Here is a 23062-nt window from a genome sequence, read left to right on the forward strand (position 1 = left end):
CTCTGCTTCGCGCAGGCGCCGGGCGTTTTGCTGTCCGGCCTCTCTAGGGGACGTCACGGATCAGGCGCCATGCCTCCTCCCATGGCAGCGGTTGTTTCATCCGCTCGGCGAGCATCGCCATGGCCCGGTCCATCTCGCAGGCTACCGCCGCCGACACCACGCCGTTTTTTCCGAACAGGCCTATGAAAGGCGGATCGTCAGGATCGCCCTTGAACTCGACTTCGTCCCAGGCCTCGGCGTGCCCGAGGTAGTCGTAGGTTTTACCGAAATGCCAGGTCCAGAAAAACGGCACATCGAGGTAATGCTCGTCACCGCCCAGCATATTGGCCGCGGCGATCCGCGCCTGCTGCTGGGCCAGTCGCCAGTGTTCGATGCGCAGGTGTTGGTTGTTCAGCGGGAACGTGGCGATATCGCCAGCCGCCCAGAGGCCGTCGGCCACGCGCATTCCACCATCGACACGCAGCGAGTGATCCTGCTCCTTCGGCAACCCGGTAAAGGCCGCAGTGGCTGGCGTGACGCCGATGCCGACCAGCACCAGATCGGCCGTCAGGCGTTGGCCGTTGTCCAGGCGCACGGCCTCGACCTTGTCCGTCCCTTCGATCTGCACCGCATTGCCCTGGGTATGAAACACGACGCCATTGGCTTCATGCCGCGCGCGAATAGCCTTGCCGACCGTGTCACCGAACTGTTTGGCGAACGGCACTTCGTGGCGGGCCAGCACGGTCACGTGCAGGCCAAGCTGGCGCAGGGACGAAGCGGATTCCATGGCAATGAAACTGTCGCCGATGATCACCACCTGCTGGCCGGCGCTGGCGCTGTCCAGAATTTGCTGTGCATGGGCTTTGGAGCGCAGGACGAACACTTGCGGCAGGTCGGCGCCCGGCAGCGTCAGCGGGTTGGGCACGCCGCCGGTGGCCAACAGCGCTGCGTCGTATGTCAGTGTTTGGCCGTCAGTCAGCCGCAGCGTCCGGTGTGGCGCATCCAGGCTTGCCACTTCGCCTTGCAGGCGCTCGATCCGCTGCTCGCGGTAAAAAACCTCGTCGCGCAGCGGCGGGACTTCGTCCAGCGGCATCTCCCCGGCGATCACGTATTTGCTCAGTGCGGTGCGGTCGTATCCGGAATCGGCTTCGCGGTCGATCAATAGCAACCGGCCGCCGAATCCTTTCTCGCGCAAACACGCTGCCGCCGCCGTGCCTGCCGCGCCGGCGCCGACAATGATGAAGGTTCGTGGATCGTCGGCCGGTGGCGGGTGGGCAGCCGGCATAGGCTGATCGCCGACCCAGATGTCGCCGTCACGGACTTCGAGGGGATAGCGCTTGAGGCTGTCCAGGGCTGGCGGCTCACACAGCCCGCCATCCTCGATCCGAAACTGCGCCTTGTGCCACGGACAGGTCAGGCGCCCATGGCATATCGCGCCGTCCGCCAGCGGGGCTCCGGCATGCGGGCATTCGGCCTGATAAGCACGCAGTTGTTCGCCGGCCCGCAACAGCAGAATCTTGCTGTCCTGGACCTGCACTTCCAGACCCCGGTCTTCGGGCACATTGGCGACACGCGCAACGCGATGCAGAGTCATGATCGCTCTCCAGACAGACGTTTCACTTATTGAGTCTGGTACCTGTCGCGAGGTTCAGCCAATTGCCCCTGCCACGGCGTGAACGGTCCGGATATAGTTTGCACGCCGACGACGGCCCAACACGCACAAGGTGCTCCGGTATGCCCCGATTGACCTCAATGAACCCTTGGCTCGCGGCCTTGGCAGTCGCCCTTTGCGTGCAGTTCCCGGCGCAGGCCCAGGAACGCTTCACCCTGAACATTCCCGGCGTCTCCGATGACCGCCTGTTCACGTCGGCCGCCGCCAGCGATTCCGCAGGTTGTGGCGGGCATAACATTTCCCCGGCATTGAACTGGAACGCCGGCCCGGCAGCTACCCAAAGCTACGCCATCGTCATGCACGACCCAGACGGCCAGAAAGGCCAGGGCGTCGATAACTGGGTGCATTACGGCATCAAGGCCGGCACCCACCAGATTCCGGCCGGCGCCGGGAGCAAACCCGGCCTCGAGGGCGTCGGCGGTACCAACAGCAAGGTAACCACTGGCTACATCGGCCCTTGCCCGCCCGTTGGCGACAGCGCGCACCACTACATCATCCAGATCTACGCCCTGGACCTAGCCCCGGACGCCTTGCCCGCCGGCCTGACCCGTACGCAACTGCTGGAAAAAATCAAAGGCCACGTCCTGAAAAACAGCAGCGTGGTGCGGCGCTATCACCGCTGAAGGCTGATAGCCCCAGCAGATTTGCAGAACACTGAAGTGCGCAGCATTCCGGGGATTTGGCATCCACCCCCGAAAGCGCGCACTATCAGGCTATAGCCGATGCGTTGGAGGATGCCGTGGCAAAAAAAATTGACCGCATCGCCCAAATGCTCAACTGCCCGCAAAAGGGTGAGGAACTGCGGCGAGCGATTACCGAGAGTCGCAAGGATTTTCTGCTGAACCAGCCGGAAGAAGACGTTGTTGAAGACGACGACCTTGAAGAGGAGTTTTTCGATGACGACGAGGACGACGATGAGTACGACGAGTTCGACTGGACGACAGAATGAAAAAAAAACCGCTTCGGCGGTTTTTTTGTGCCGTAAAGAAGCCCAGGGCCTTGGGAACTGAGGCGTTCTCGTGTCTAAACAGTTTGCCCATGCGGGCCGAACCGCCGACAACGTACGCTGCCTGACTGGCGGGAAAACTATTTAATTAAATGTACATCGCACGAATCATTTGGATATCCTTGGCCAAAGGGTGGCCTAGTGATATCACGGAGCGATAAAGTGTTCAAAGTTGTGGATGAGGGTTTTGAAAGGCTCCGCAAGTGGCCACTGGTTCGTGTAGGGCTTTACTTGATCCTTGGTTACTGGGGCTTGTTCTGTGATCCGTTTGGCCTGTCCTCCGCCGCTGACAAGGCTCTGTCGGATCAACTCGGGCGATTCCGGGCGTTCAGCTTTCCTGTCGCGCCCGCGCCAGTAACGGTCGTCGCTATTGATTACCCCAGCATCGCCGGGTTGCACAATGATGGAAAGGGTTGGCTGGAGGCCAATGACTGGCCCCTGACTTACGCCGATCATGCTCGCATTTTGCGTGACCTCGCCCTGCCCAAAAGCGGCGAGCCGGCTCCGGCGGCCATCTTCTACGACATCTTCTTTGAACGCCCTCGCATCACGAGTGGCGACTTGCAGCAGCTCGGTCGTGTGCTGGAGCGTTTGGATGCAAACCCGGTGGCCTCGAGGGTCCATCTGGCCGGGGGAGGGAGTTTTGTGCCGATGTCTCCACAGGCCCGCGAGCAGTTGCGGTCTGCCTCACTGGCAGTCTCTGCGTGGGACGGGATAGGCGATCTCTATCCGCTGAAGGCGACTCTGGGCACGGCGAGCGCCACTGAACCCGTAGCGACGGCGGCTGGCGCACTCTATCAGGATCTGTGCAAGGCGCGCGGCGAAGATTGTCGCTGGGCCGAGGCGGCAAGCCTTCCAGAGCTTTCCATTCAGTGGACTATGACTTCGGGGGACGATTGCAGTGTCGAGCACGCGAGTTCGTGGCGCGATTTGATTTCGATTTTTTGGCGTTTCACAGGTCTCTCGACGGCAGCCGAAAACCCGACAGCCGCGTGCATGCCGGTCCATCAGGTTCGACTGTCGCAGTTGTACGGCGAGCACCCGGTAAGTCTCAGGCCGCCCCGACTCAAGCCCGGTGAGCCCTTCGTGGTATTGGTGGGGAACGTCATGCCTAGTCTGAACGACTACGTAGAGTCGCCATTGTATGGCCAGGTGGCTGGCGTATACCTGCACGCCAATGCATTGGCAAACCTGGACGAAAGGGGAGCGCACTACATACATCAGAGCGATTTCCGAATTGCAAACTTTCTATTCCTGTTGGTGATGATTCTGATGTGTATGCATCTGCAGGGCACCCTTGGCTGGCGAGTCCAGACACGCGAATCCAGCGCTGCCGAGAAAGATTCATTTACCTCTAAAGTCGGTAGGACATTGGGGTTTACCGCACTCAACACATCGGTGGTCGCGGTCGGCTACTACCTGTTCTACCGGGCGAACATGGCTCCCGAAGGTTGGTTGGCGCTGGCGGCTTTCATGCCTTTCCTGTGGGAAGTCGTCTTGGCCGGTGAGCAGAATTACTCAAAGGATGGACCTGATGAAAAAGCGTTTTCCAATCCAGCTGTTGCTACTCGCTAGTTTGAATGTTTTATCGGCTTCGGCAGATACGTTGCAGATCCAGGCAATTCCCCATCCCGAGCTCATCGAAGTTGAAGCCGCCAAGGGTGGCGAGTATCGGTTGGTGTCGGAGCTGGGCAAACTGACTTACCCACTGTCGGCCAAGTCAGTGGAAGGCAACCGCCTGGAGTTTCGCCAGGGCAGCGGAGTCTGGAAAGTTTCGCGTGCCGATGTGGAGTTGGTGAACGAAAAACTGGTGGTCGATGCCTGTAGCACCATACCTGTGACCCTGGCTGGCGATGCGAAATCTGCAAGCGTCAAGGGAGCGGGCGAAGGATGCAAATGATGAGACGGAGTGTCTGTCTGTTCGTATTTGCACTGGCGGCGCTGTCCGGTTGCGCTGTCGACCCGAAGTACAGTGCGTTCAAGCCGTTGGAGGGCGCCGATCGCAAAGTCAACATCGATGATGTGCGGCTGTTGCGGCAGATGGATCGCACGCCAGTCCTGGATCCTGCGCTGATCCAATATGTGCAGCGTATTCGCCAGCGCCTTGAAGGTGCTTGGGCAGTGCCGTGCGACTGTGTGGTGATCGTGGACTCGTTCAGCGGGTACGAGGCCTATTCTCTCTCTACTACAACCATCGTGGTGTCGGCCGGGCTGATAGCCCAGGCCAGTTCAGAGGATGAGGTTGCAGCGGTCATCGGCCACGAACTTGGGCATGTCTATCAAGGTGATACCACCAAGGGCAACCTGCAACAGACTGCATTGGACATGACCAAGCTGGGCGCCTGGGCCGCTGGAGCCGGTGGTTATAGCCTGCTCTTCGGCGAGACTGTCGATGACATGACCAAGGGCCTCGTCTATCGGCACTGGAACCAGGAGCAGGAAATTGCGGCAGACCATTTTTCCGCGCAGTTGCTGGTGAAAGCCGGGTATTCGCTCGATGGTCTTAAAATGGCTGTACGCCGTCTCGGCAAATACAGTGAAGGTGCGCTGGTGGCGAACGCCCCGCAAACAACCCGTTGTGTGACGGGTAAGGGCGGCAATTACCAGATCAATTTGAAGGGCTGTAGCAAGGAACTGAGCCATGTGGACGAGAGTATCTACCAGTCGTCCGAACAGCGGCTGGAACCGATCGTGAAACTCACCGCCAGCCTGCCGCCAGAGCAGCGCCGTCGCCGGCCGACCGGGCCGCTACCGGATTTCCCTTCGGCGGACTATCTGTTCCGACTGAACGATCTGGTTTCCAGCAATCGCGAACAGCTCAAGGCGAATCTGGCTCTCATCGAGGCGCAGCCCTTGCCGGCGACCCTGCAGGGCAATGTCGCAGTCACCAACAAACTGGCGATGGCTTACTCCATCGCTGGCGACTCGGCGCGTGCGGCATCCTATTTGCGCACCAGCCTGCAAGGTGCCGGGCGTACGGCCTGGACATTCAACATGCTGTTCAAGGAAGTCGATCGTAGCGGTGACCAGAAGCAGGTCATGAAGGCCATTGAAGACTCGCATCTGGAGGTGGGCTACATGGCACAGCTATTACCTGTGGAGTACTACCTGACCAAGCGTCATGGACTGCAGGTATACGAATTGATCGCTTATGGCCGCTGCGTTTCCAACGTGGTCGATGATGTGGCCACCTACAACACCTGCGCTAAATTCGAGAAGCAGGCAAAGCAGTATGGCGGTGCGAACTGGTGATGCCAGTTGTTCCAAGGCTGCGCACGAATGTCTGGAAGGATGAAAAAACACAAAAGCCCGCAATTTGCGGGCTTTTCAGTGATGATTTCAGCGATGCGTATGCATGCGAAATCATTGGAGGAGTCTTGAAATGGTGCCCAGGCGTCGTTTGAACTGGTGGTTGTGATGCCAGCTTTATAAGGGTTTGGTAGGGGTTTATTTTGTCTGGCATACATGAGGGCATACACGGCGCTTGCTGCTGGGGTGTTTTCCCATGTGCTGCCCTTACGCTCAGGATGTTCCTAAACGATGATGACCCCGATTTAACTTATCGGATGAACGGCCAGATTTGGCCTATGGAGATTCAGCCGAAACTGGCTCGATTGCCAGGTTCATCACTTTGGGGGATTGATCCGTCTGAGGGATCGGATTTGAGCCAACAGGCATTTGCGGAATTACCGGGGCCGTACGGTCACTCAGTAGCAGCACCAGGGTCAGAAGCGCAAAGGCTGCAATCATGGGGAATGATCCTAACCACAATGCGATACGGCGTCGGTGTTGGTCTTCGTTCATCTGTGCCAACCCCTTGCAGCTCGATAGCTGCCATACGACAAGAATGCCACCAATGTAGCGCCAGCCCACGAAAAGTTCGCACAAAATTGCGGCCTGACTTCCCTCTGATGGGGAAAAACGACAATTAGCAAATGTTAGCAGCTTGCGGACGTAGGGCTAGGCCATTCTCGACCAGCAAATACGGGTCTTTTTGTCGAAATTTCGACTCGTTTGTAGGTGGCTAATATTAGCCAATTTGTTCACCTTGCGATTTTGCGCACGTTAGCCTGATGAAAAACCCACCTTAGCAAACCTTAACAGCCTGCTGGCACCCGTTTGAGCCACCGCTTCGGCCTTGCACTGGTAGCCTGCATCCCGGTAGGACTGGCCCCGTTATACGTCAAAGCCACAGGTCTACAAACTTTGCCTGACGTGTATAAAGTCCTTTGAAAGCCGCTAAATACAAGGCTTTTCGCTCTTTCAGAGCCAGCTTTTCGGGCTCGTTATCTGCGCACGTCCACGGTCGCCATGCTGGTTAGCCGTCTTCGAATTTTCAGTTTTCCCACTTGTATATACAGCGATTTTTTCAGCCGTTGTGGCGGGTTTTTTGCTGCTGTTGGCACTGCTAACCTTAGCAATCTGTTCGTTGTATTCGGTTGGTCATCCCTCTGATGGGGGAAAAGGACAGTTAACCAATGTTAACAGCCTGCTGGCGCCTGCCCGAGCCACCGCTTCGGTCTTGCACTGGTAGTCTGCATCCCTGTAGGACGGGGGAGCGTTGTACGTCACCGACCACAGGTCTACGAACTTCGTCTGACGGGCATCAAGACTTTGGAAAGCCGCTAAATCCAAGGCTTTGCGCTCTTTCAGAGTCAGCTTCACCGGGCTCGTTATCTGCGCACTTCCACAGTCATCATGCTGGTTAGCCGTCTTCGAATTTTCAGTTTTCCCACTTGTATATACAGCGATTTTTTCAGCCGTTGCGGCGGGCTTTTTGATAGGTAAATTCTTGCTGACGTTAACAGCACGCGGTTTTGCAGGTTAATGAACACGCTTGGCCGCATTGGAAGGGATTGGTTGTCCTCGGATCGCTGGTTTTTCAGATGGGGGAAAAGGACGTTAACAAATGTTAGCAGTCTAGTAGCATACGATTAGGCCGCTTTTGACCAGCTAAATCGGGCCTTTTCCAGAAGTTTAGACACGTTCGTAGCTGTTCAGCCTTAACTGCTGCGACCAAAAAGCCTCAGTAAAACATCAGACATCTGGGTAATTAGAACGTGCCGTGGCTTAGGTTGGGGGTTGACGGCAAAATGCCTGTGTACAGAGCTGGTTGATGCAGTTCGTCGTCCCCATCACCGCAGTCAGGAAAGAATCAATGAAGAATGGAATGAAGGCGCTTGGTTTTGTTGTAGCAGGTTTGTCCGCCGTGCTTTTCGCACAAAGCACCTTAGCCGCGTACGACCGCCATACCGATCCCTACTACAAAGATGCGATGGCGCACGCCGAGGCTACGGTCAATCAGTACGTCGCGACCTGCAATGGAAAATCCTACGCCAAGGGCAGTGATCGCGCCTATGTGGAATTCAGCAAGCCTCTCCAAGAGGTCAAGATGATGTACGCCTACAACGTTGATGAAAGCGACCGACTCAATGGCAAGGAGTGGAGCGGGAAGTTTGCTGTGATTTCAGGAGGGGCTGCACGCTACCTCGTTGTTAACCCGGATGGCAGTGCTACCCCACAGCCCTGGTCAAACAGCCAAGATCTGGAGTTTGATCTCGTATTGAACAACGGTAAATGGCAAGTTCGCACAGGTGTCACTCATTTTTGGGCGGGTACATCGGGAACACTGGAGCCGGGCATCAGTTGCGCTAGCATAGGCCAGGCGGTTCTACTGGAAGGCATTCCTTCTGTCCCGACCGCCATTACAAAACCCGCTTCGACACCCGCTGAAGTAGCGTTGGCCGACAAGGCGCCTGCTACTCAACCGACGGCGGTAGGTCCCATCAAGGCAAGTTTCGACTGTACCAAAGCATCGACGGCGGTAGAGGGGATGATTTGTGGCAACGCCGAACTAGCCGCACTCGACGTACGGCTTGCTGCTGCATACAAAGCATTGCGTAACGATGCACAAGACAAAACGGCCTTGAAACAAGAGCAAGTTGCCTGGATTAAACAACGTAACGCATGCCACGTAGCCGACTGCCTCATTACCACCTATAGCGAACGCGCAAAGGCGATGGAAAGCGCACTTGCTCGTAATGCTCATTAGTAAAACGCCAGTGTCTACTCGCTGGGCGCATAGCAGTCCCTACAAGCCATGATGCGCTTAATGTACTGTCGCGGGCGAGGCACCACTCAGGTGTGGAGGTGGCGGCGCTGGCGTGAAGACGGAGGCGAGTTTGACGGGTGCCTGGCTAGCACGAAGTGTGAACGATCCGAGCGATTCGCCATGGTCGATTTTGCAGCACCAGCGATGGTCGGCGGCATGTGATCGAGCAGGCCAGAAAGGAGGTTCATTGCGCCGCCTTGCCCACATTCACATGTTCCTGTGATTCAAAAAACACCGGCAACAGTGGCAACAATGGCAACAGCTACGGAATACGCGGGCTCCAGCCGTTTCCGATGTTGCCATTTTGTTGCCGCACGTTTTTTTGTGGCAACGGTGATAACCAAAAGCCGCAGTAGGAAAGCGCCCTTATGTTGAAACGTAGGTGTGTGTTGCCAGTTGTTGCCACTTTTTTTATAGGATGGCAACGGCTAAGAGGCCCGCCCTGTAAGGCGGTTGCCACTGTTGCCACTGTTGCCACCAATTCTAGGTTCCTATGAACTTGGGCATTCTGGGGTGACGTTCATGCGCCGCCACCTTCCATGTCCAATGCTTCTTGATCGACGACATGCAGGCGCTCTTGCCCGCCACCAGGTAGTCGGTAGTTCTTTGTATTCCGCCCGATATCGCGGCGCCCCAGAGCGCCCGCCCCCTCTAGTGCTTTGATAACACGATTAAATCCATACCCCTGCGCGGCCTCGATCAGTGCCGGTTTGTTGAACAGGTACAGCCGTCTGGTGTCGATCAACTTACATTCCCCATTCGGGGCAAACACCTCGGTGCCGATCAACTCCCAGTACCCGGCCCGGTTGAATACCTTGGTGTCGAGTGTCTGGTCTTTCACGTTGGAGAATCGGCTATCGCCGTGCTTGGCGATGAAGTCGCTAACGCTAGACAGGATTTGCCGGTCTTCGGCATTGCCACTGCCTACACGGCTCAGCCACTCGCCATAGAGCAACTGGCAATCGGCAAGGGCGCTACCCGGCGTCCAGGGCAGTAGGCCGTAGGTAATAGCCATTTCCCCCGCCAACGCGATGACTGCGAAGCGATCCGCTACCCGTCCGGCTTGAGCATTGTCCTCGGTGAACTTGGCGCGAATATCGGCGAACTCTTCCAGCAGGCCGGGGCGGTCATCACTGGCGAGCAGCTTTTCCACGAAGGCTGGCCCGATGTGCCCATGGTGGGCGCCGACAGCGACAGTCAGCAGGCGGTGGAAGTCGGCGCCCGCCAAGCCATGCAATTCATCAAAGGCACGGTGGGTGCGAGTACCGGCGTTCACGTCCACCATGCGTAGCTCAGCGCCAGCATGGGCCGCATTACCGCCGATGGCCGCGTGTTCAGACAGGGAGCGCTCGCCACTCGACAGCGCCAGCAGACGCCACGACAGTTTGGCTCGCCCTTCTCGCTCACGGGTCATGGTGCCTTTGCCCTGGCCATTGGCGAGTGAGTAGGCCATTTCCTGTACGCGCTTGGGGTCGGCCCGTTTGATCTCGTCCAGAGGCAGCATGGTGTCATTGCGGCTCGATGCTTCGATTTCCAAACCACCCTTAGTCATATCCCACGACGCGGCGAATATTCCAGGATCGCCCCATACGGACGAGCCAATTAGTTGCGCCAGCGACTTGCCGCTAGAGCTGTCGCCCACCAGGTGAACACCGCCACCCAGCACGCCCACCAGACTCAGCAACGGGCCAGCCAGGGCACAGCCAATCGCCAGGGTCAGTACCGGGTTGCCCTCGCACTTGGCCGCGACTTCGGTTTTCCAGTCCTCCAGATCACCGCGCAGGCTGAATAGGTTTTGTCCCTTGCCGCTGGCCTGATAGCGCACTTTGTCGCTGCCGATGGTGCGGCCTGGCAGCACGAACGCGCCCGACTCATGCCAGCCGGGGCGGCAAGTGGTGGCGAACACCTCGGCGGGGCGCTGCTCCAACAGGTACTCCATGAACGGGTTGCGCTTCTTGAGGGCGATGATGACGCCCATGCCAAATAGCTGGCGCCTGGCGTCCTCGCCACTACCGCCGAACACCTCCATGGGGATGATCCATTCCTTGATGCCGCTTTCCGTCACCAGTCGCAGTAAACGGCCTTCGCTACCATCGTCGCTATTGGTCGTCCGGGCCACTACGGTCACGGGGCTGGCGATCCACTCATCAGTGATGGGGCGATCTGTTTTGTCGTCGTCGGCCTCATCATCGGCGGCGGTGCGTTTAAAGCCGTGCCAGTACACACCGGGTCGCAGCTTGCGGCCTTTCTCATTCGTTACCCAGTGTTCATACACGCCCCAGCAAGGGCGCTTAAGAAGCTTAATCGTCGGGGTTTCACTCGTCAGAAACTTGGCCGAGACCTTTGCCGCTTGGCTTGCGGTAGTTTTCGCCGTGTTGGCCCCGTCAGTCGCCCCCGCCGTGCCGCCTAGATCAATCGTCTGGCGGGTTACGTTATTCGTTGGCATGGTCGGCTTCCCAGCGGTACAGATCGTTGAAGTCCGTCAAGGTGTCGGGCGCACTGTTCGGCCAGTTGGGAAACGCCACCAGTCCACCTACTGCAATGGCGGCGGCATTGGCGGCGGTGCGTCCGGGATTGCCTTCGGTGCGCCGGTCGTCGTCGCCCGCGATGATAATTTCGACGCTGTGGTATTCGGCTTTAAGCGCCAGCGCCACCGGCTTGAGGTTCCCGGCATTCATGGCGCAGGCGACGGTGTAGCCGCTTTCGTGAAGCGTGGCGCCCGTGGCCCAGCCTTCGCAAATGCAAAGCGGCTTGCCTGGCGCAATACGGCCCATCGGTGAATAACAGCCCTTCACCCGGCCACCGAACAGGAAGTGCTTATCGCCGTCCGGGGCGATCCGTTGCAGGTTGACCAGTACGCCGCCGGAGTACAGCGGCACCAGCAATTCGTCACGACGCTGGCGCAGGCTGTAGGAGCGAACGCCCTTGGCAATCAGGTACGGGTGATTGGGATCGGCGCGACGCGCATCACGCCACCAGCGTTGGGCAAGGTTCGTGGCCCTGAGCTGGCGCCGTTGCTGCTCGGCTTCGCGCTGGCGTCTGGCCTGCTCGATGCGCTGGCGCACCTGCTCGGCTTCGCGGTGGTCGGCGGGTTCACGACTACACCAGGTGCTGGCGCCACCAGCCTTCCAGCTACCAAACGCACCAGAGGCGATACCGTCCGCAAACAAGGTGTACCAGCCGTTGAGGGTGCCGGATTTATCGCCAGGGACGTGGAAACGGTGAATGTCACCATCAGGAACCGGGAGCCAATCGAGCGAGCCATAGACGGACTGGAGCGCGTCGCGGAAAAGGATCGTCGCGTCTGTCATGCGGCCCCCTTGGCAGCGCCAGCAAAGGCCCGACAGATCCGGCCATTATTCACGGTGTGCCAGTAGGTCAGATCGTCCAGCGAATCAATGAGGCAGGCCGTCACCAAGGCATCAGCGCTACGCATAACTACGCGCCCGCACTCGGCGTCGGCTTCGGTCAGGAATGGCCCTAGCAATGCCTTGGTCGCCTTCGGATGGGTGACGTACCAAAGTTCGATGGCTTTCTTCGGGCAAGCCTTCGGCGTTCCCGCTTTTTTTGCAGATTGTTTTGGTCATGGTGGTTATTCCGTTACGAGGCTTTCGGTGCTACTCGCTCCAGCGCCGTTAGGCAGGCTGGAGTGCGTCACGAAAAAGAGTTGCTGCATCAGTCATTCACTTGCCTGCGAAGGATCAAGTCGTGCGATTAACGCCTCAAAGTTTTCGACGACTTCCGATAGCCAACCTGCACGTCCAGGGCACTGCTCTAGGTCATAAAAATCGCGAAGCTCAGAGCAGGCACCAATCAGCAGAACTAAGCTATCGTCGTCGATGGCTGGCGCTGTGGGAGCGCAGAAGTCGTCGTAAGCTCCCGGCGTAGCGGTGGTGCTGGCACACGCGTATGGCTTGCCATTCAAAGGCTTCACGCTACCCATAACGACAACTCCTGACTGTGTTTCATGGATGAGTTGCGACCGGCTGGGATCAGGGCAACCAAGGCGCAAGAACTGCGCTTCGTAACGCCCCCGCAGCCGAAATAGGCCAGGCTCAGAAAAGGCACCAACAGCGACCAGTTCACTTTGCACCGCCTTGCACTTCCAAGGCGCGAACAATGGCCATGTGGTTGTTATATCGCTTGAGGCGAGTTGCGAGGCTGGAGTCGGCGCGGAGGGCGCTTAAGGCCATGCGGCGGAGAGCAAGTGCGCGGATTTTGGACGGATAGAGGTTCATGCGAAAACTCCATCTGGCGGGTTGGTGCTGAGGTAATACAGAGCGATCCTGCGATGTGTGCGGCCTTGATCGTCAGTGAGCACAAGACGGTGAGTAAAAATCTTGTGGCCTAGATCCCGCAGCTCGCAAATACGGGCGCCTGGGCGAAGAATATTCAATTCACGGATGGCGGTGAACGTATCGATGGGCCCCATTTGCAGGCGCTTCAATAGTCGGGCGCACTGAGCTGTCCCGTTGTTTGTATTCATTTTAAATAGCGTCCCGTGCTTCGATCTTGGCAGAAAGCCATGCGTCCAACTCCGCCACAACGTAATAAGCAGCAGCTTGCCGGGATTCACCATCCTTGATGGGCTTGGGGAATGAGGGGTCTTTCGCTCTTAGCTTGGCGAGGCCGGAGCGGGTCACGTCCAACCACTGGCAGAGGGTGGGCTGACGGATCAGCCCTTTGCTTGAATCAGGTTTGTTCGGGTGCATTCACTTGCCTCCATACGACTGAGGCTTGCCACGTTATGCACACGACGGAGCAGAGTCATTGCAATTGCAAAATTCCTAAAACGCACCCCTGGCCAGCTTGTCATTCTCGGCGGTCTTCTGCTTTGCCCGTGCGACCAGCTCAAGCTTCTTTTTGTTCGCATCGGAAAAAATAGTATTGATCGTGGAGTCACTAATGCAGTTTGGATAGATGGCTTGGATCATCCTGGAAATATCTCCCTGCGAGTATTTCTTACGTCCATTTTCTGCACTCAGCGTTTCAACAATTTGCTTCAATGCAGAGATAGTTATCAACTCCATGCTCGTACTTTCGCTTGGCTCGTTTGTACTCTTTCTATTGGGACGCCTTCTGTCAGGGTTTAGGTGATAAGGATCATCCGTAAAGGGGCTCATCCCTCGCCACTCTCCTACAGTCTCGATTTCCCAGCCTGCAAATGCGTTGCAGTAACCATGGATCGTAGGCTCAACCACCTTATTACTTAGATATCGTTTAACTTTGGCGCTGGCGGGCCTGATTTCAAGCGGGGCGTAAACTCGTACAAAATGATCCTCGCTTATCGGATCAAGGTGGCCGTCAACATGTGCTGCAAAGACTTTGTAATCCAGTGTCCGGAGCGTTGGAGTCTTGCTATTTCCATGACTTGCCCATTCGGCAGCTCTGAAAATACCTCCTTCCCGAAGGGGGAACGGCAAGGCTCGTAAATCGGTTTCAAATCCGTTATCGATGCAAACATCTTCCTCTAAGTCATAGACAAAATAGAATCGTTTTCTCGGGTATGCTCGACTATCAGCCGGACGAAACTCCATATAGGCCGGTATAACTCCCGCCTCTGCAAGCTCGATTATTTCGTCCCTGGAAATGTCCCTGCCGATGGCCTTACTGAGCCGCTCACAAGTCACTTGCTCGCTTAGATACTTCACATTCTTGATGTGCAATTTGGCCTCCAGAACCGCATTGATGGATATGGACTTGTATCAAGCCCGCTTGATCATGGCCACGACGTTACCGGCAGCGAGCTCGTCTAGGTGATCGGCATACCACTGCATCATGGTCGTGCGCTGAGCCAGGTATTGAGCTTTGTTGTACACCCCCGCAATCCCGTCTTTGACGTGCGAGAGATGGGCCTCAATGTGGTTTTCGTCGAAGCCATGTTCGTTGAGGATCGTGCTGGCGATATGGCGAAATCCGTGGCCGGTCTGCCGCCCTTCGTAGCCAAGCCGACGCAGAGCCATTAGGAACACGGTATTGGAGCGCGACTTGGTTGTGTCGCTACGGCCAGGGAATAGCAGCAAATAAGCCCCAGTGAGGTTATGCAGATCACGCAGCAGCTCGACGGATTGCCGTGGTAGGGGAAACACATGTTCTCGACGGCGCTTCATCCGTTCAGCGGGAATCGTCCAAAGACCGGCGTTTAGATCAAATTCAGACCACCGAGCCTCCCGCAGCTCAGACGGTCGGCAGGCGAGCATAGACAGTAAGTGCAGACCAATACGAATGTCGGCAGCGCTTGGGTACGCTCTGATGGCTCGTAGCAAGGGCGGCAGCTCTTCGATTGATACATGGGCATAGTTCTCGGCTGGCTTGGTCAGCAAGAACTTGTGCAGCCCTTCCAGCGGGTTGTGAGTGGCACGGCCAGTGACTCGGGCCAGGTCGTAAATCTCCCGGCATATGGCACGTACTCGACTGGTCTGTTCGACAATGCCGGTCTGTTCCATGCCGCGCAGGAACTCCATCCATTCCATTGGCAGAACGCCTTGATAGGGGCGCTTACCAAAGACTGGGAACACGTGAAGTTCCAGTGCACCTATGACCCTAGTCGCCGTCCCAGCACTCCAGCCTTTGCGCTTGTTGGCGTACCACTCGCGAGCCAGATGCTCGAAAGTATTGTCGGCTGCTTCGCGCTTCGCTGCCTGTTGGGCGCGCTGGGTGGCGAGCATGCTGCCGTCTTTCGTTGTTCCGTCACGTAGCTCTGCTGCTTTCTGGCGCGCCTGTTCGCCGGTCAACTGGTGGCTACCCTTGCCGTAGCCTCCCAGGCCAAGCCAGGACCATTTGCCATCGGCTTTTTTGTAGCGCAGCTCCCAGGACTTCTGGCCGGTAGACTTCACTCGCAGATAGAGCCCGGCGCCATCCAGCTCCCGGTAGGTGCTGGCCTCTGGTTCAAGGCTGGCGAGGGTAGTGTCTGCCATCGGACGGCGTTTAATCTCCGAACGCTTCATGCGTGTATGCCCCAGTTTCAAATTATAGGCGAGCATACAAGCAGGCATACACAACGTGCAATGCTGTGTGGGTTCATTTGTAGACGTACAGACACAAGAAAGCCCGCACAGGGCGGGCTTCTTGGGGTGTTTCCGATCATGTGGGAACATGTGGAAACTTGTATATGGTGCACCAGGCGGGATTCGAACCCACGACCCCTGCCTTCGGAGGGCAGTACTCTATCCAGCTGAGCTACTGGTGCAATGCGGGCGCCATGATACCCATGTCAGGGTGGGGCGTCCAGTTGCCGGGTCTTGAAGCTCGATTCTAGGGCAGTGTCACACTTTGATGGGGCTGGTTGATGTCGCACCTACGTTATCCATCGACTCCAAGAGATGCAAACCATATCGCTAGCTGTATCGGTATCAGCTTCTTCCGATTAGCTCGGGGGAGGACTTTCTAAAGTCCGTAGCAGCTCGTAAAGGTCTGTTTCCCTGGTCGTAGATCATAAGAGTCAGAATGAGTGTCTCAACCGAGAATCGACAACGAACCCGCGTGGTTCAATTGTTGCCATATCCCGACAAGCTTCGGTTCTATAAGGCCAGGTCCGGTAGCCGTGATATGGTCCAACCTTTCGAGTTATCCCACCGTCGACTTCGTATATCCTAACCGTTTGAAATCCGGATCTTTCTCAGGGATTTCCGCCGAAATTGTGGAGGTATCACCATGCTAATTCAGTCGCTCGACGACATTACCTTGCTGCAGGAATCGGTGTCGGTTGAGTGCAAGCTGGCGGCGGGACGAGATGGTAAAGGGGCGTTGCCCGAGGATTTCTGGCCGACATACAGTGCCTTTGCCAATACCGATGGCGGTATCGTGATTCTCGGTCTTCGGGAAAAAAAGGGCGTTTTTTCAGTTGAAGGCATCAGCGACGTGGCAAAAGTTCGGGCCGAACTGTTCAATGGACTGAACAATCGGCAGAAAGTGAGCGTTAACCTGCTTACCGATGCTCAGGTTAGTGAGTTGCCGATTGATGGGAAAACGTTGGTGATAATTGAAGTGCCGCGAGCTCGACGTCAGCAGCGCCCTGTATTCCTCACTCAAAACCCGTTAGCTGGTCACACCTTCCGTCGTCTTAATGAGGGCGATAGGCCTCTTCCTGACGAGGAGGTTAAGCGCATGTTGGCCGAGCAGGTGGAAGACAGTCGCGATGATCGAATTTTGCGCGGTTATGGGTTAGAAGATCTGGATCGTGAAACTTTTCGTGCGTACCGACAGGTATTTGCTATTCGAGATCCGGGACATCCATGGAATGCTATCGAGGATCCTGAGTTTCTTCGCCAAATTGGTGGCTGGCGGCGTGACCGCGAATCAGGTGAGGAAGGGTTGACGCAGGCCGGACTGCTAATGTTCGGGCAAATGGTGGCGATTCAAGAAGCATTACCTCACTACATGCTCGACTATCAGGAGCGTCCAGAAGCAAAAACAGAAAGGCGGTGGATTGACCGTCTCACGCTGGATGGTAAATGGTCAGGCAATTTATATGACTTTTACCGCAAAGTTTATTTGAAGCTCACTTCTGACCTTAAGGTTCCGTTTCAGCTTGAGCATGGCGAGCGCCAAGACGAGACACCGGTACACATTGCTCTGCGTGAAGCTCTAGCCAATGTGCTGGTGCACGCTGATTACTCTGATCGCGCCTCAGTCCTGGTTGTCAAACGTCCCGATATGTTTGGTTTTCGGAATCCTGGCCTCATGCGCATTCCTGTCGAGGTGGCTTTGCACGGAGGTGAAGCTGATTGTCGGAACCGCACCTTGCACAAAATGTTTCGATTTGTCGGTGTCGGCGAGCAAGCTGGTACAGGCATTCCGAAGATCATGCAGGGCTGGCAATCCCAGCATTGGAATCCCCCAAAGCTTCACGAGAACAGTATTCCGTACAATCAAACGCTTCTTGAGTTGCGAATGATTGATCTCTTCCCCGAACAGGTCATGTTTGGATTACAGGCAAAATTTGGAGGTCTCTTTGAAGCGCTAGCTTATGAAGAGAGAGTCGCTCTTGCTATTGCAGCGTGTGAGGGGACGGTTACGCATGCGCGCTTGCGCACTGTGACGACGGGGCACCCAGTAGATTTATCCCGAACGCTCCAGCATCTCACTCAGCTTGGTATGCTGGAGTCAACCGGCGGAAGGGGAGCGGTTTATCATCTGTCTGGTGAGGAGCTGCCCACCCCAGAGGATGTATTCGGCCCGTCACCTTTAAATGTAGCGCCGAGCTCCTCAGTTTTGAAAAAGAGCTCCTTAGTTATGGCCGGTAGCTTCCCAGTTTTGAAAGACGCCTCCTCAGTTTCGAGCGTGAAGCGTGATGGCGATGGCTGTCTTGTGGCCGAGCAGTTGGCGCTGCCGGTGATTGATGATCTAACAGAAATCACAGCTGAACTGAGGTCCTACCTCGAATTGTGTGCAGAGGAGCCTCGACAAAAGAAAAAAATGGATCGAGAGTTGCTGCAGGCAGTGTTACTGAGACTATGTCAGGGGCGCTACCTCACCCTGCAATGTCTCGCCATGCTTGTAAATCGGAAACCAGAACCTTTGCGTAATGAGTATCTGAGCAAAATGGTGCGGGAGCGTAGCCTGACCCTGGCCTTTCCCACTACCCCTACTCATGAAAGGCAGGCCTACTGTACGACCGCATCTCTACCAAGTCTCCCTACGGATGCAAGCTGATCAGTACTCAGTTAGAGCATACTGCCATCGTGCAGAAAATGGCGTCTCGCCTAACGAGAGCTTTCGTGGGGTGCCCATCGGGCAAAAAACGTATTGTGCCGAACGAACTGGCTGACTATTGAGCACACTCAGAGCGTCGTCCCCTCATCGGAAGCTTTCCGCTGGCGCTGACTAGCTCGGTGTTCCCCTGGTGGATGAAGCCGCGATCATATAGTCAGAACGAAACATCTATGCCAAAGATTGCAGCAGCAGACGGAGCTATCGGTGCAATCCAGGGATACTTTACAAAGCGGTATATACACCCTTACTCCAAAGTGCCCCTGTCCAGCCACGCCCCGGTGTCCTCGTAGAGGATTTTCGCCAACTGAGTCAGTGACCGGGTGGAGTAGCCAGGGCTCTTCTTTTTTCCGGTCTGGTCTTCCAGCATCATCATGGTGACGTCGAACTCTTTCACACAGTAAGAGGCCCACCAGCGCGTGTTTTGGATTGGTTCAAGCAAAACCGCTACGTTCTTCCAGCGAGCTCTGTAACCTAGTGCCAGCGCGATCCTGAGGGCTTCTGCGACCTCCGGAATGCGTTCATGAGGGATGCATAAGACTCCATGAATGTGGAGACTGTGGTTCTCTTTGCTGTAAGCGTCTGCCCAACTCACCTTGCGTAAGTTAGGCCGGCACCCACTGATGCGGCAGCAGTTGGTCGATCTCACTTGCCCGCTGCGTCGGCAGGCGCATCAACACATCTTTGAGATACGCATAAGGATCATGCCCATTCATGCGGGCTGACTGGATCAAGCTCATGATCGCAGCTGCCCGCTTACCGCTGCGTAGCGACCCGGCGAACAACCAGTTCGAGCGTCCAAGTGCCCACGGCCTTATCTGATTTTCGACCGCATTATTATCTATGGGCACAGCCCCGTCCTCGAGATATCGAGTCAGTGCCGTCCAGCGTTTGAGGCTGTAATCCAGAGCTTTGGCGATGGCCGACCCTTCGGGCACAAGATCGCGCTGGGCCAACATCCAGGTATGCAGTGCGTCGATCAGGGGGGCTGCTTTTTCCTGGCGTATTCGCCAGCGATTTTCGTCGGTCATTTCCCGCGCTTGCCGTTCAATTTCGTACAACCCGCCAATTGAGTGCAGCGCCTGCTCAGCCAGTTGGCTTTTATTCGTCGCGTGCAAATCGAAAAACTTGCGGCGGGCGTGGGCCAGGCAGCCGATTTCCGTGATGCCTTGCTGGAAGCTGGCTTTGTAGCCGGCATTATGTGTTGCAACACATAATGCCGGTTATGTTGCGGCCTGAGTTATGTGATCCCGACCGGGCGAATAGGCAGTTTCTCTGTTGTCGATAGGTGATTGACGCAACATAAGTTGCAGCGCCTTGGTAGACCCTCATCACCTGGAGTGTCTGCCATGTTCGAGAATATCTATTCTTCAAACGCTGCCTGTAAACGCCATCGTGTGGGATCGCTGGCCGCTGAACGCGAGCGATATCTACAGCACTGTGCTGAGCAGGGCTGTACGCATGCCTCCCTTTACTTGAAGGCGTGCTGCTTGCTTTGGATCGCCGAACGGGTGCAGCCAAGCGACCTCAATGCAATCAATTCGTCACGGCTGCGCCAGATCATTCACGAAGGGCCATTGCCGGCCAATTCTCCTGCAACTGCTACGACGTTGATAAACACCGCAAGACCTTGGTTTAAGTTCCTGGGCTGGTGGCAAGAGCCAACGGCGGAGCCAATTCCATTCGAGGAGAATCTTGAGCTTTTCGTCTCGTGGATGCGGGATGAACGCGGGTTGACACCATGTACCATCAGTCAATGGCGCAGTCGAACGGCAACCTTTTTGCGCTGGTGCTTCAACACAGGCCGCAGATTTTCGACGCTTAGCCCCGAGGATATTGATGCCTACTTCATCACCTACGGTGCGCAACGGTGGTCGCGAATTTCGGCAGGGCACGTCGCAACAATGTTGCGGGTATTCCTGCGCTACGCGGCAACGCAGGGAGCATGCAGCAGTACATTGGCCGACTCGATCCGCGCCCCGCGACATTACGCCCTAGAGTCACTTCCCTATGCACTGAGCTGGGAGGATGTTCAGCGAGTACTCGCAACTACAAATTCAAGCTCTGAACGCGATGTGCGCGACCGAGCCATCCTGATGCTTCTCGCCGTCTACGGTTTACGCCGGGGAGAAGTTGCCGCACTCCGGTTGGATCAGATCGACTGGGCTGCTGGCCAATTGCATATTTGGCGATTGAAGCGCCGTCAGCCACAGGTTTATCCATTGGCGTTCACAGTGGCTGAGGCATTAGCGCAATACGTCGACACAGTGCGTCCGAAGGTACTGCACCCTGAGATATTCATCCGAACTCGGGCGCCGCGAGTCCCCATCTCCGCTGCTGGCCTATACAACATCGTCAGCGGCAGATTGCGTCTGCTCAACATACAAGTCGCACATTTGGGGCCGCACGCGCTGCGACATGCATGCGCGGCCAGGCTGCTCGCCAATGGGCTGAGCCTCAAGGAGATTGGCGACCACCTGGGCCACCGCAGCACGTCGGCGACAATGACGTACACCAAGGTTGATCTGGTCTCGTTACGTGAAGTCGGTGACTTCGACCTGGGAGACCTGCTATGAGAACCTTGGACGTAGTCAATGCCTACGTGGCTGTCCGTCGTGCCCAAGGCGTGGGCCTGAATAGCAGTGCCAGAGTACTACGTCAGTTTGCACGTGAGACTGGAAACCTGCCGCTGCCCGAAGTTACTCCAGAGGCAGTAGCCGCATTTCTGCATGGGCACGGTGAGCTAAGCGCTACGTGGAAGACGAAGCGAGGATTACTTGTTAGCTTTTATCGCTTCGCAATCGCACGTGGTCACACAACGATCTCGCCCCTGCCGGAACGACCACCACAGTTTCCACCGGCACAGACTCCCTATGTCTATGCCACCGCAGAAATACAGCACTTGTTAGATGCCACCGTCATACTGAGTACCTCGCTCAGTCGCCTTCAAGCTGCGACATACAGAACCCTCCTGCTGATCCTTTACGGTGCAGGGTTGCGCGTCGGAGAGGCGATCAGACTAAATCTCTGTGACGTCGACCTCGAGCAGCGAATCATCACCGTTCGTGACACGAAGTTCTATAAGACAAGACTGGTGCCGATTGGGCCCAGGCTGGCATCGAAACTGCGAGTCTATCTAGGACAACGTTGCGCGCTGGCACTTCCACTGGGCCAAGACTCTGCCCTGCTGTGCACTCGTACTGGCCATCGCCTGAACTACCAATACGTCATAACTGTGTTCCAACGTGTTCGTTTGGCGGCAGGTATTGCTCGCCCAACTGGCGAGCTACGGCCACCGCGCCTCCATGATCTGCGGCATACAGCCGCCGTTCATCGTGTACTGGGATGGTATCGCGCCGGTAAGGATGTACAGCGGCTATTGCCGCAATTGGCAACGTATTTGGGGCATGTCGACATAAGGTCGACCCAGCGCTATTTGCATATGACTCCCGAACTGTTGCACGAAGCGAGTCGCCGATTTGCCATTTATTCAGGCCAGGAGATTGATCATGATTGACCGCAATCGCCTCGGGGCATGGGTACGTCGCTTCTTGTTGGAGTATCTGGTCGCCGAGCGCAACCTATCCCACAACACCCAGATCAGTTACCGCGACACGCTGACGCTCCTGCTTCCATTTGTCAGTCGACGAGCCTCGGTGGCAATCGACCATTTAACGGTGCTCGACATATCGCCCGCCATCGTGCGCGCATTCCTTGAACACGTCGAACACGAGCGCGGTTGTGGCATCGTCACGCGCAACCAGCGGCTCTGCGCGATTCATTCATTAGGGCGTTTCATTGCTATGCGATCGCCAGAGCATTTGGCGTGGTGCACAGAGATCCGTTCTATCCCGTTCAAAAAAACTACCCAGGCAGTCATCCACTACCTCGACAAGCCAGAAGTGGAGGCTCTGCTCCGGGCACCTAATCGGGCTACGAGCCAGGGTGCACGGGACTATGCGATTTTGCTGTTCCTATACAACACCGGCGCCCGCGCTGACGAAGCTGCCTGCCTCAGCGTTGGTAATTTGCAACTTGGGACTTCACCCTCCGTGCGCATTCTGGGTAAGGGAAACAAATGGCGCGTCTGCCCCCTGTGGTCAGTAACAGCTACAGCGCTGCGGGCACTCATCGTCGAACGCAGAACAGAGGATCGCGTATTCATAGGTCGTGCCGGGAATCCCATGACTCGATTCGGCATCCATCGCGTTGTGTCGGTGTATGGACGAGCAGCCGGCAAGTGGGTTGATTCCATGCAAGGCAGGCGCATCAGCCCGCACACTATTCGACACACGACCGCCGTTCACCTGTTAAGAGCCGGGGTCGATATCAATACAATTCGGGCCTGGCTGGGGCATGTCTCCTTGGACACAACCCACATCTACGCGGAAGTCGATCTCGAAATGAAGGCCAAGGCGCTTGCATGTTTGGACGTCACAAATGTGCCTGAGGCTGTGCGCCTGCGACCGAGTTCAGCATCTCTCATGGCGTTCATGCGAGGGCTGTAACATGAATTTATGTGCCACTTTTTGCGCCGAACTCCCGATTGGGAGGCGGCGCCTCTTACCACCGCAACATAACT

At 56.5% G+C, this 23062-nt stretch carries 20 protein-coding genes, 1 tRNA gene and 1 pseudogene; 10 read left to right on the forward strand and 12 right to left on the reverse strand.

Annotation, left to right across the window (positions count from 1 at the left end):
- Positions 1-43 precede the first annotated feature (43 nt).
- A complete protein-coding gene (locus AC3IX1_RS00765) occupies positions 44-1573 on the reverse strand; it encodes an FAD-dependent oxidoreductase (RefSeq protein WP_489386749.1) in 1530 nt (509 codons plus the stop codon).
- Positions 1574-1713: 140 nt separating this feature from the next.
- Between AC3IX1_RS00765 and AC3IX1_RS00770 the strand changes: the two genes are divergently transcribed.
- The 6 genes from AC3IX1_RS00770 to AC3IX1_RS00795 all read left to right on the forward strand — a co-directional run bounded on the left by AC3IX1_RS00770 (position 1714) and on the right by AC3IX1_RS00795 (position 8709).
- Complete coding sequence (locus tag AC3IX1_RS00770) at positions 1714-2274, forward strand: YbhB/YbcL family Raf kinase inhibitor-like protein (protein WP_489386750.1); 561 nt, start codon at positions 1714-1716, stop codon at positions 2272-2274.
- A 56-nt stretch (positions 2275-2330) separates the two neighbouring features.
- A complete protein-coding gene (locus tag AC3IX1_RS00775; RefSeq protein ID WP_489386751.1) occupies positions 2331-2600 on the forward strand; it encodes a hypothetical protein in 270 nt (89 codons plus the stop codon).
- Between the two features lie 219 nt (positions 2601-2819).
- Positions 2820-4232, forward strand: a complete 1413-nt coding sequence (locus tag AC3IX1_RS00780; protein ID WP_489386752.1) for a CHASE2 domain-containing protein — start codon at positions 2820-2822, stop codon at positions 4230-4232.
- On the forward strand, positions 4192-4557 hold the full coding sequence (locus AC3IX1_RS00785; protein ID WP_489386753.1) for a hypothetical protein: 366 nt from the start codon (positions 4192-4194) through the stop codon (positions 4555-4557). The genes AC3IX1_RS00780 and AC3IX1_RS00785 overlap by 41 nt, the downstream gene beginning before the upstream one ends.
- A complete protein-coding gene (locus tag AC3IX1_RS00790) occupies positions 4557-5909 on the forward strand; it encodes a M48 family metalloprotease (RefSeq protein ID WP_489386754.1) in 1353 nt (450 codons plus the stop codon). The genes AC3IX1_RS00785 and AC3IX1_RS00790 overlap by 1 nt, the downstream gene beginning before the upstream one ends.
- 1864 nt (positions 5910-7773) lie before the next feature.
- Positions 7774-8709 (forward strand): lysozyme inhibitor LprI family protein, encoded by a 936-nt coding sequence (locus AC3IX1_RS00795; RefSeq protein WP_489386755.1) that lies wholly within the window; start codon positions 7774-7776, stop codon positions 8707-8709.
- Positions 8710-9289: 580 nt separating this feature from the next.
- Here the strand turns inward: AC3IX1_RS00795 and AC3IX1_RS00800 are convergent.
- From AC3IX1_RS00800 to AC3IX1_RS00845, 10 genes are all read right to left on the reverse strand, one after another.
- The gene (locus tag AC3IX1_RS00800) at positions 9290-11215 is read right to left on the reverse strand and encodes a DUF927 domain-containing protein (RefSeq protein ID WP_489386756.1); all 1926 of its coding nucleotides are present in this window, start codon (positions 11213-11215) and stop codon (positions 9290-9292) included.
- Positions 11202-12080: a toprim domain-containing protein gene (locus AC3IX1_RS00805; protein ID WP_489386757.1), complete on the reverse strand. Its 879-nt coding sequence runs from the start codon at positions 12078-12080 to the stop codon at positions 11202-11204. The genes AC3IX1_RS00800 and AC3IX1_RS00805 overlap by 14 nt, the downstream gene beginning before the upstream one ends.
- Positions 12077-12298, reverse strand: a complete 222-nt coding sequence (locus AC3IX1_RS00810; RefSeq protein WP_489388672.1) for a hypothetical protein — start codon at positions 12296-12298, stop codon at positions 12077-12079. Before AC3IX1_RS00810 ends, AC3IX1_RS00805 begins: the two co-directional genes overlap by 4 nt.
- Positions 12299-12448: 150 nt before the next feature.
- Positions 12449-12712 (reverse strand): hypothetical protein, encoded by a 264-nt coding sequence (locus AC3IX1_RS00815; protein ID WP_489386758.1) that lies wholly within the window; start codon positions 12710-12712, stop codon positions 12449-12451.
- A gap of 139 nt (positions 12713-12851) precedes the next feature.
- Complete coding sequence (locus AC3IX1_RS00820; RefSeq protein ID WP_489386759.1) at positions 12852-13007, reverse strand: hypothetical protein; 156 nt, start codon at positions 13005-13007, stop codon at positions 12852-12854.
- The gene (locus AC3IX1_RS00825; protein WP_489386760.1) at positions 13004-13348 is read right to left on the reverse strand and encodes a helix-turn-helix domain-containing protein; all 345 of its coding nucleotides are present in this window, start codon (positions 13346-13348) and stop codon (positions 13004-13006) included. Before AC3IX1_RS00825 ends, AC3IX1_RS00820 begins: the two co-directional genes overlap by 4 nt.
- Positions 13257-13481, reverse strand: coding sequence for a helix-turn-helix transcriptional regulator (locus tag AC3IX1_RS00830; protein WP_489386761.1), 225 nt, complete (start codon positions 13479-13481; stop codon positions 13257-13259). The genes AC3IX1_RS00825 and AC3IX1_RS00830 overlap by 92 nt, the downstream gene beginning before the upstream one ends.
- Positions 13482-13556: 75 nt before the next feature.
- Positions 13557-14435: a hypothetical protein gene (locus tag AC3IX1_RS00835; RefSeq protein ID WP_489386762.1), complete on the reverse strand. Its 879-nt coding sequence runs from the start codon at positions 14433-14435 to the stop codon at positions 13557-13559.
- Positions 14436-14474: 39 nt separating this feature from the next.
- Positions 14475-15716 (reverse strand): tyrosine-type recombinase/integrase, encoded by a 1242-nt coding sequence (locus tag AC3IX1_RS00840; RefSeq protein WP_489386763.1) that lies wholly within the window; start codon positions 15714-15716, stop codon positions 14475-14477.
- A 165-nt stretch (positions 15717-15881) separates the two neighbouring features.
- Positions 15882-15958: transfer RNA gene (locus tag AC3IX1_RS00845), tRNA-Arg, on the reverse strand.
- Positions 15959-16422: 464 nt separating this feature from the next.
- On the opposite strand from AC3IX1_RS00845, the gene AC3IX1_RS00850 reads away from it, so the two are divergent.
- Positions 16423-18423: an RNA/DNA-binding domain-containing protein gene (locus AC3IX1_RS00850; protein ID WP_489386764.1), complete on the forward strand. Its 2001-nt coding sequence runs from the start codon at positions 16423-16425 to the stop codon at positions 18421-18423.
- 662 nt (positions 18424-19085) lie between these two features.
- Here AC3IX1_RS00850 and tnpC read toward each other — a convergent pair.
- Positions 19086-19676, reverse strand: a pseudogene (gene tnpC / locus AC3IX1_RS00855) (IS66 family transposase); the annotation flags it as partial.
- 153 nt (positions 19677-19829) lie between these two features.
- Here tnpC and AC3IX1_RS00860 point away from each other — a divergent pair.
- Genes AC3IX1_RS00860 through AC3IX1_RS00870 form a run of 3 tightly spaced genes read left to right on the forward strand, consistent with a single transcriptional unit; the run spans position 19830 to position 22988 of the window.
- Positions 19830-21056 (forward strand): tyrosine-type recombinase/integrase, encoded by a 1227-nt coding sequence (locus AC3IX1_RS00860; protein ID WP_489384666.1) that lies wholly within the window; start codon positions 19830-19832, stop codon positions 21054-21056.
- Positions 21053-21997 (forward strand): tyrosine-type recombinase/integrase, encoded by a 945-nt coding sequence (locus AC3IX1_RS00865; protein ID WP_489384667.1) that lies wholly within the window; start codon positions 21053-21055, stop codon positions 21995-21997. The genes AC3IX1_RS00860 and AC3IX1_RS00865 overlap by 4 nt, the downstream gene beginning before the upstream one ends.
- On the forward strand, positions 21990-22988 hold the full coding sequence (locus AC3IX1_RS00870) for a tyrosine-type recombinase/integrase (protein WP_489384668.1): 999 nt from the start codon (positions 21990-21992) through the stop codon (positions 22986-22988). Before AC3IX1_RS00865 ends, AC3IX1_RS00870 begins: the two co-directional genes overlap by 8 nt.
- The last annotated feature ends 74 nt before the right edge of the window (positions 22989-23062 follow it).

The organism is Pseudomonas sp. KH_046_2 (assembly GCF_057838985.1).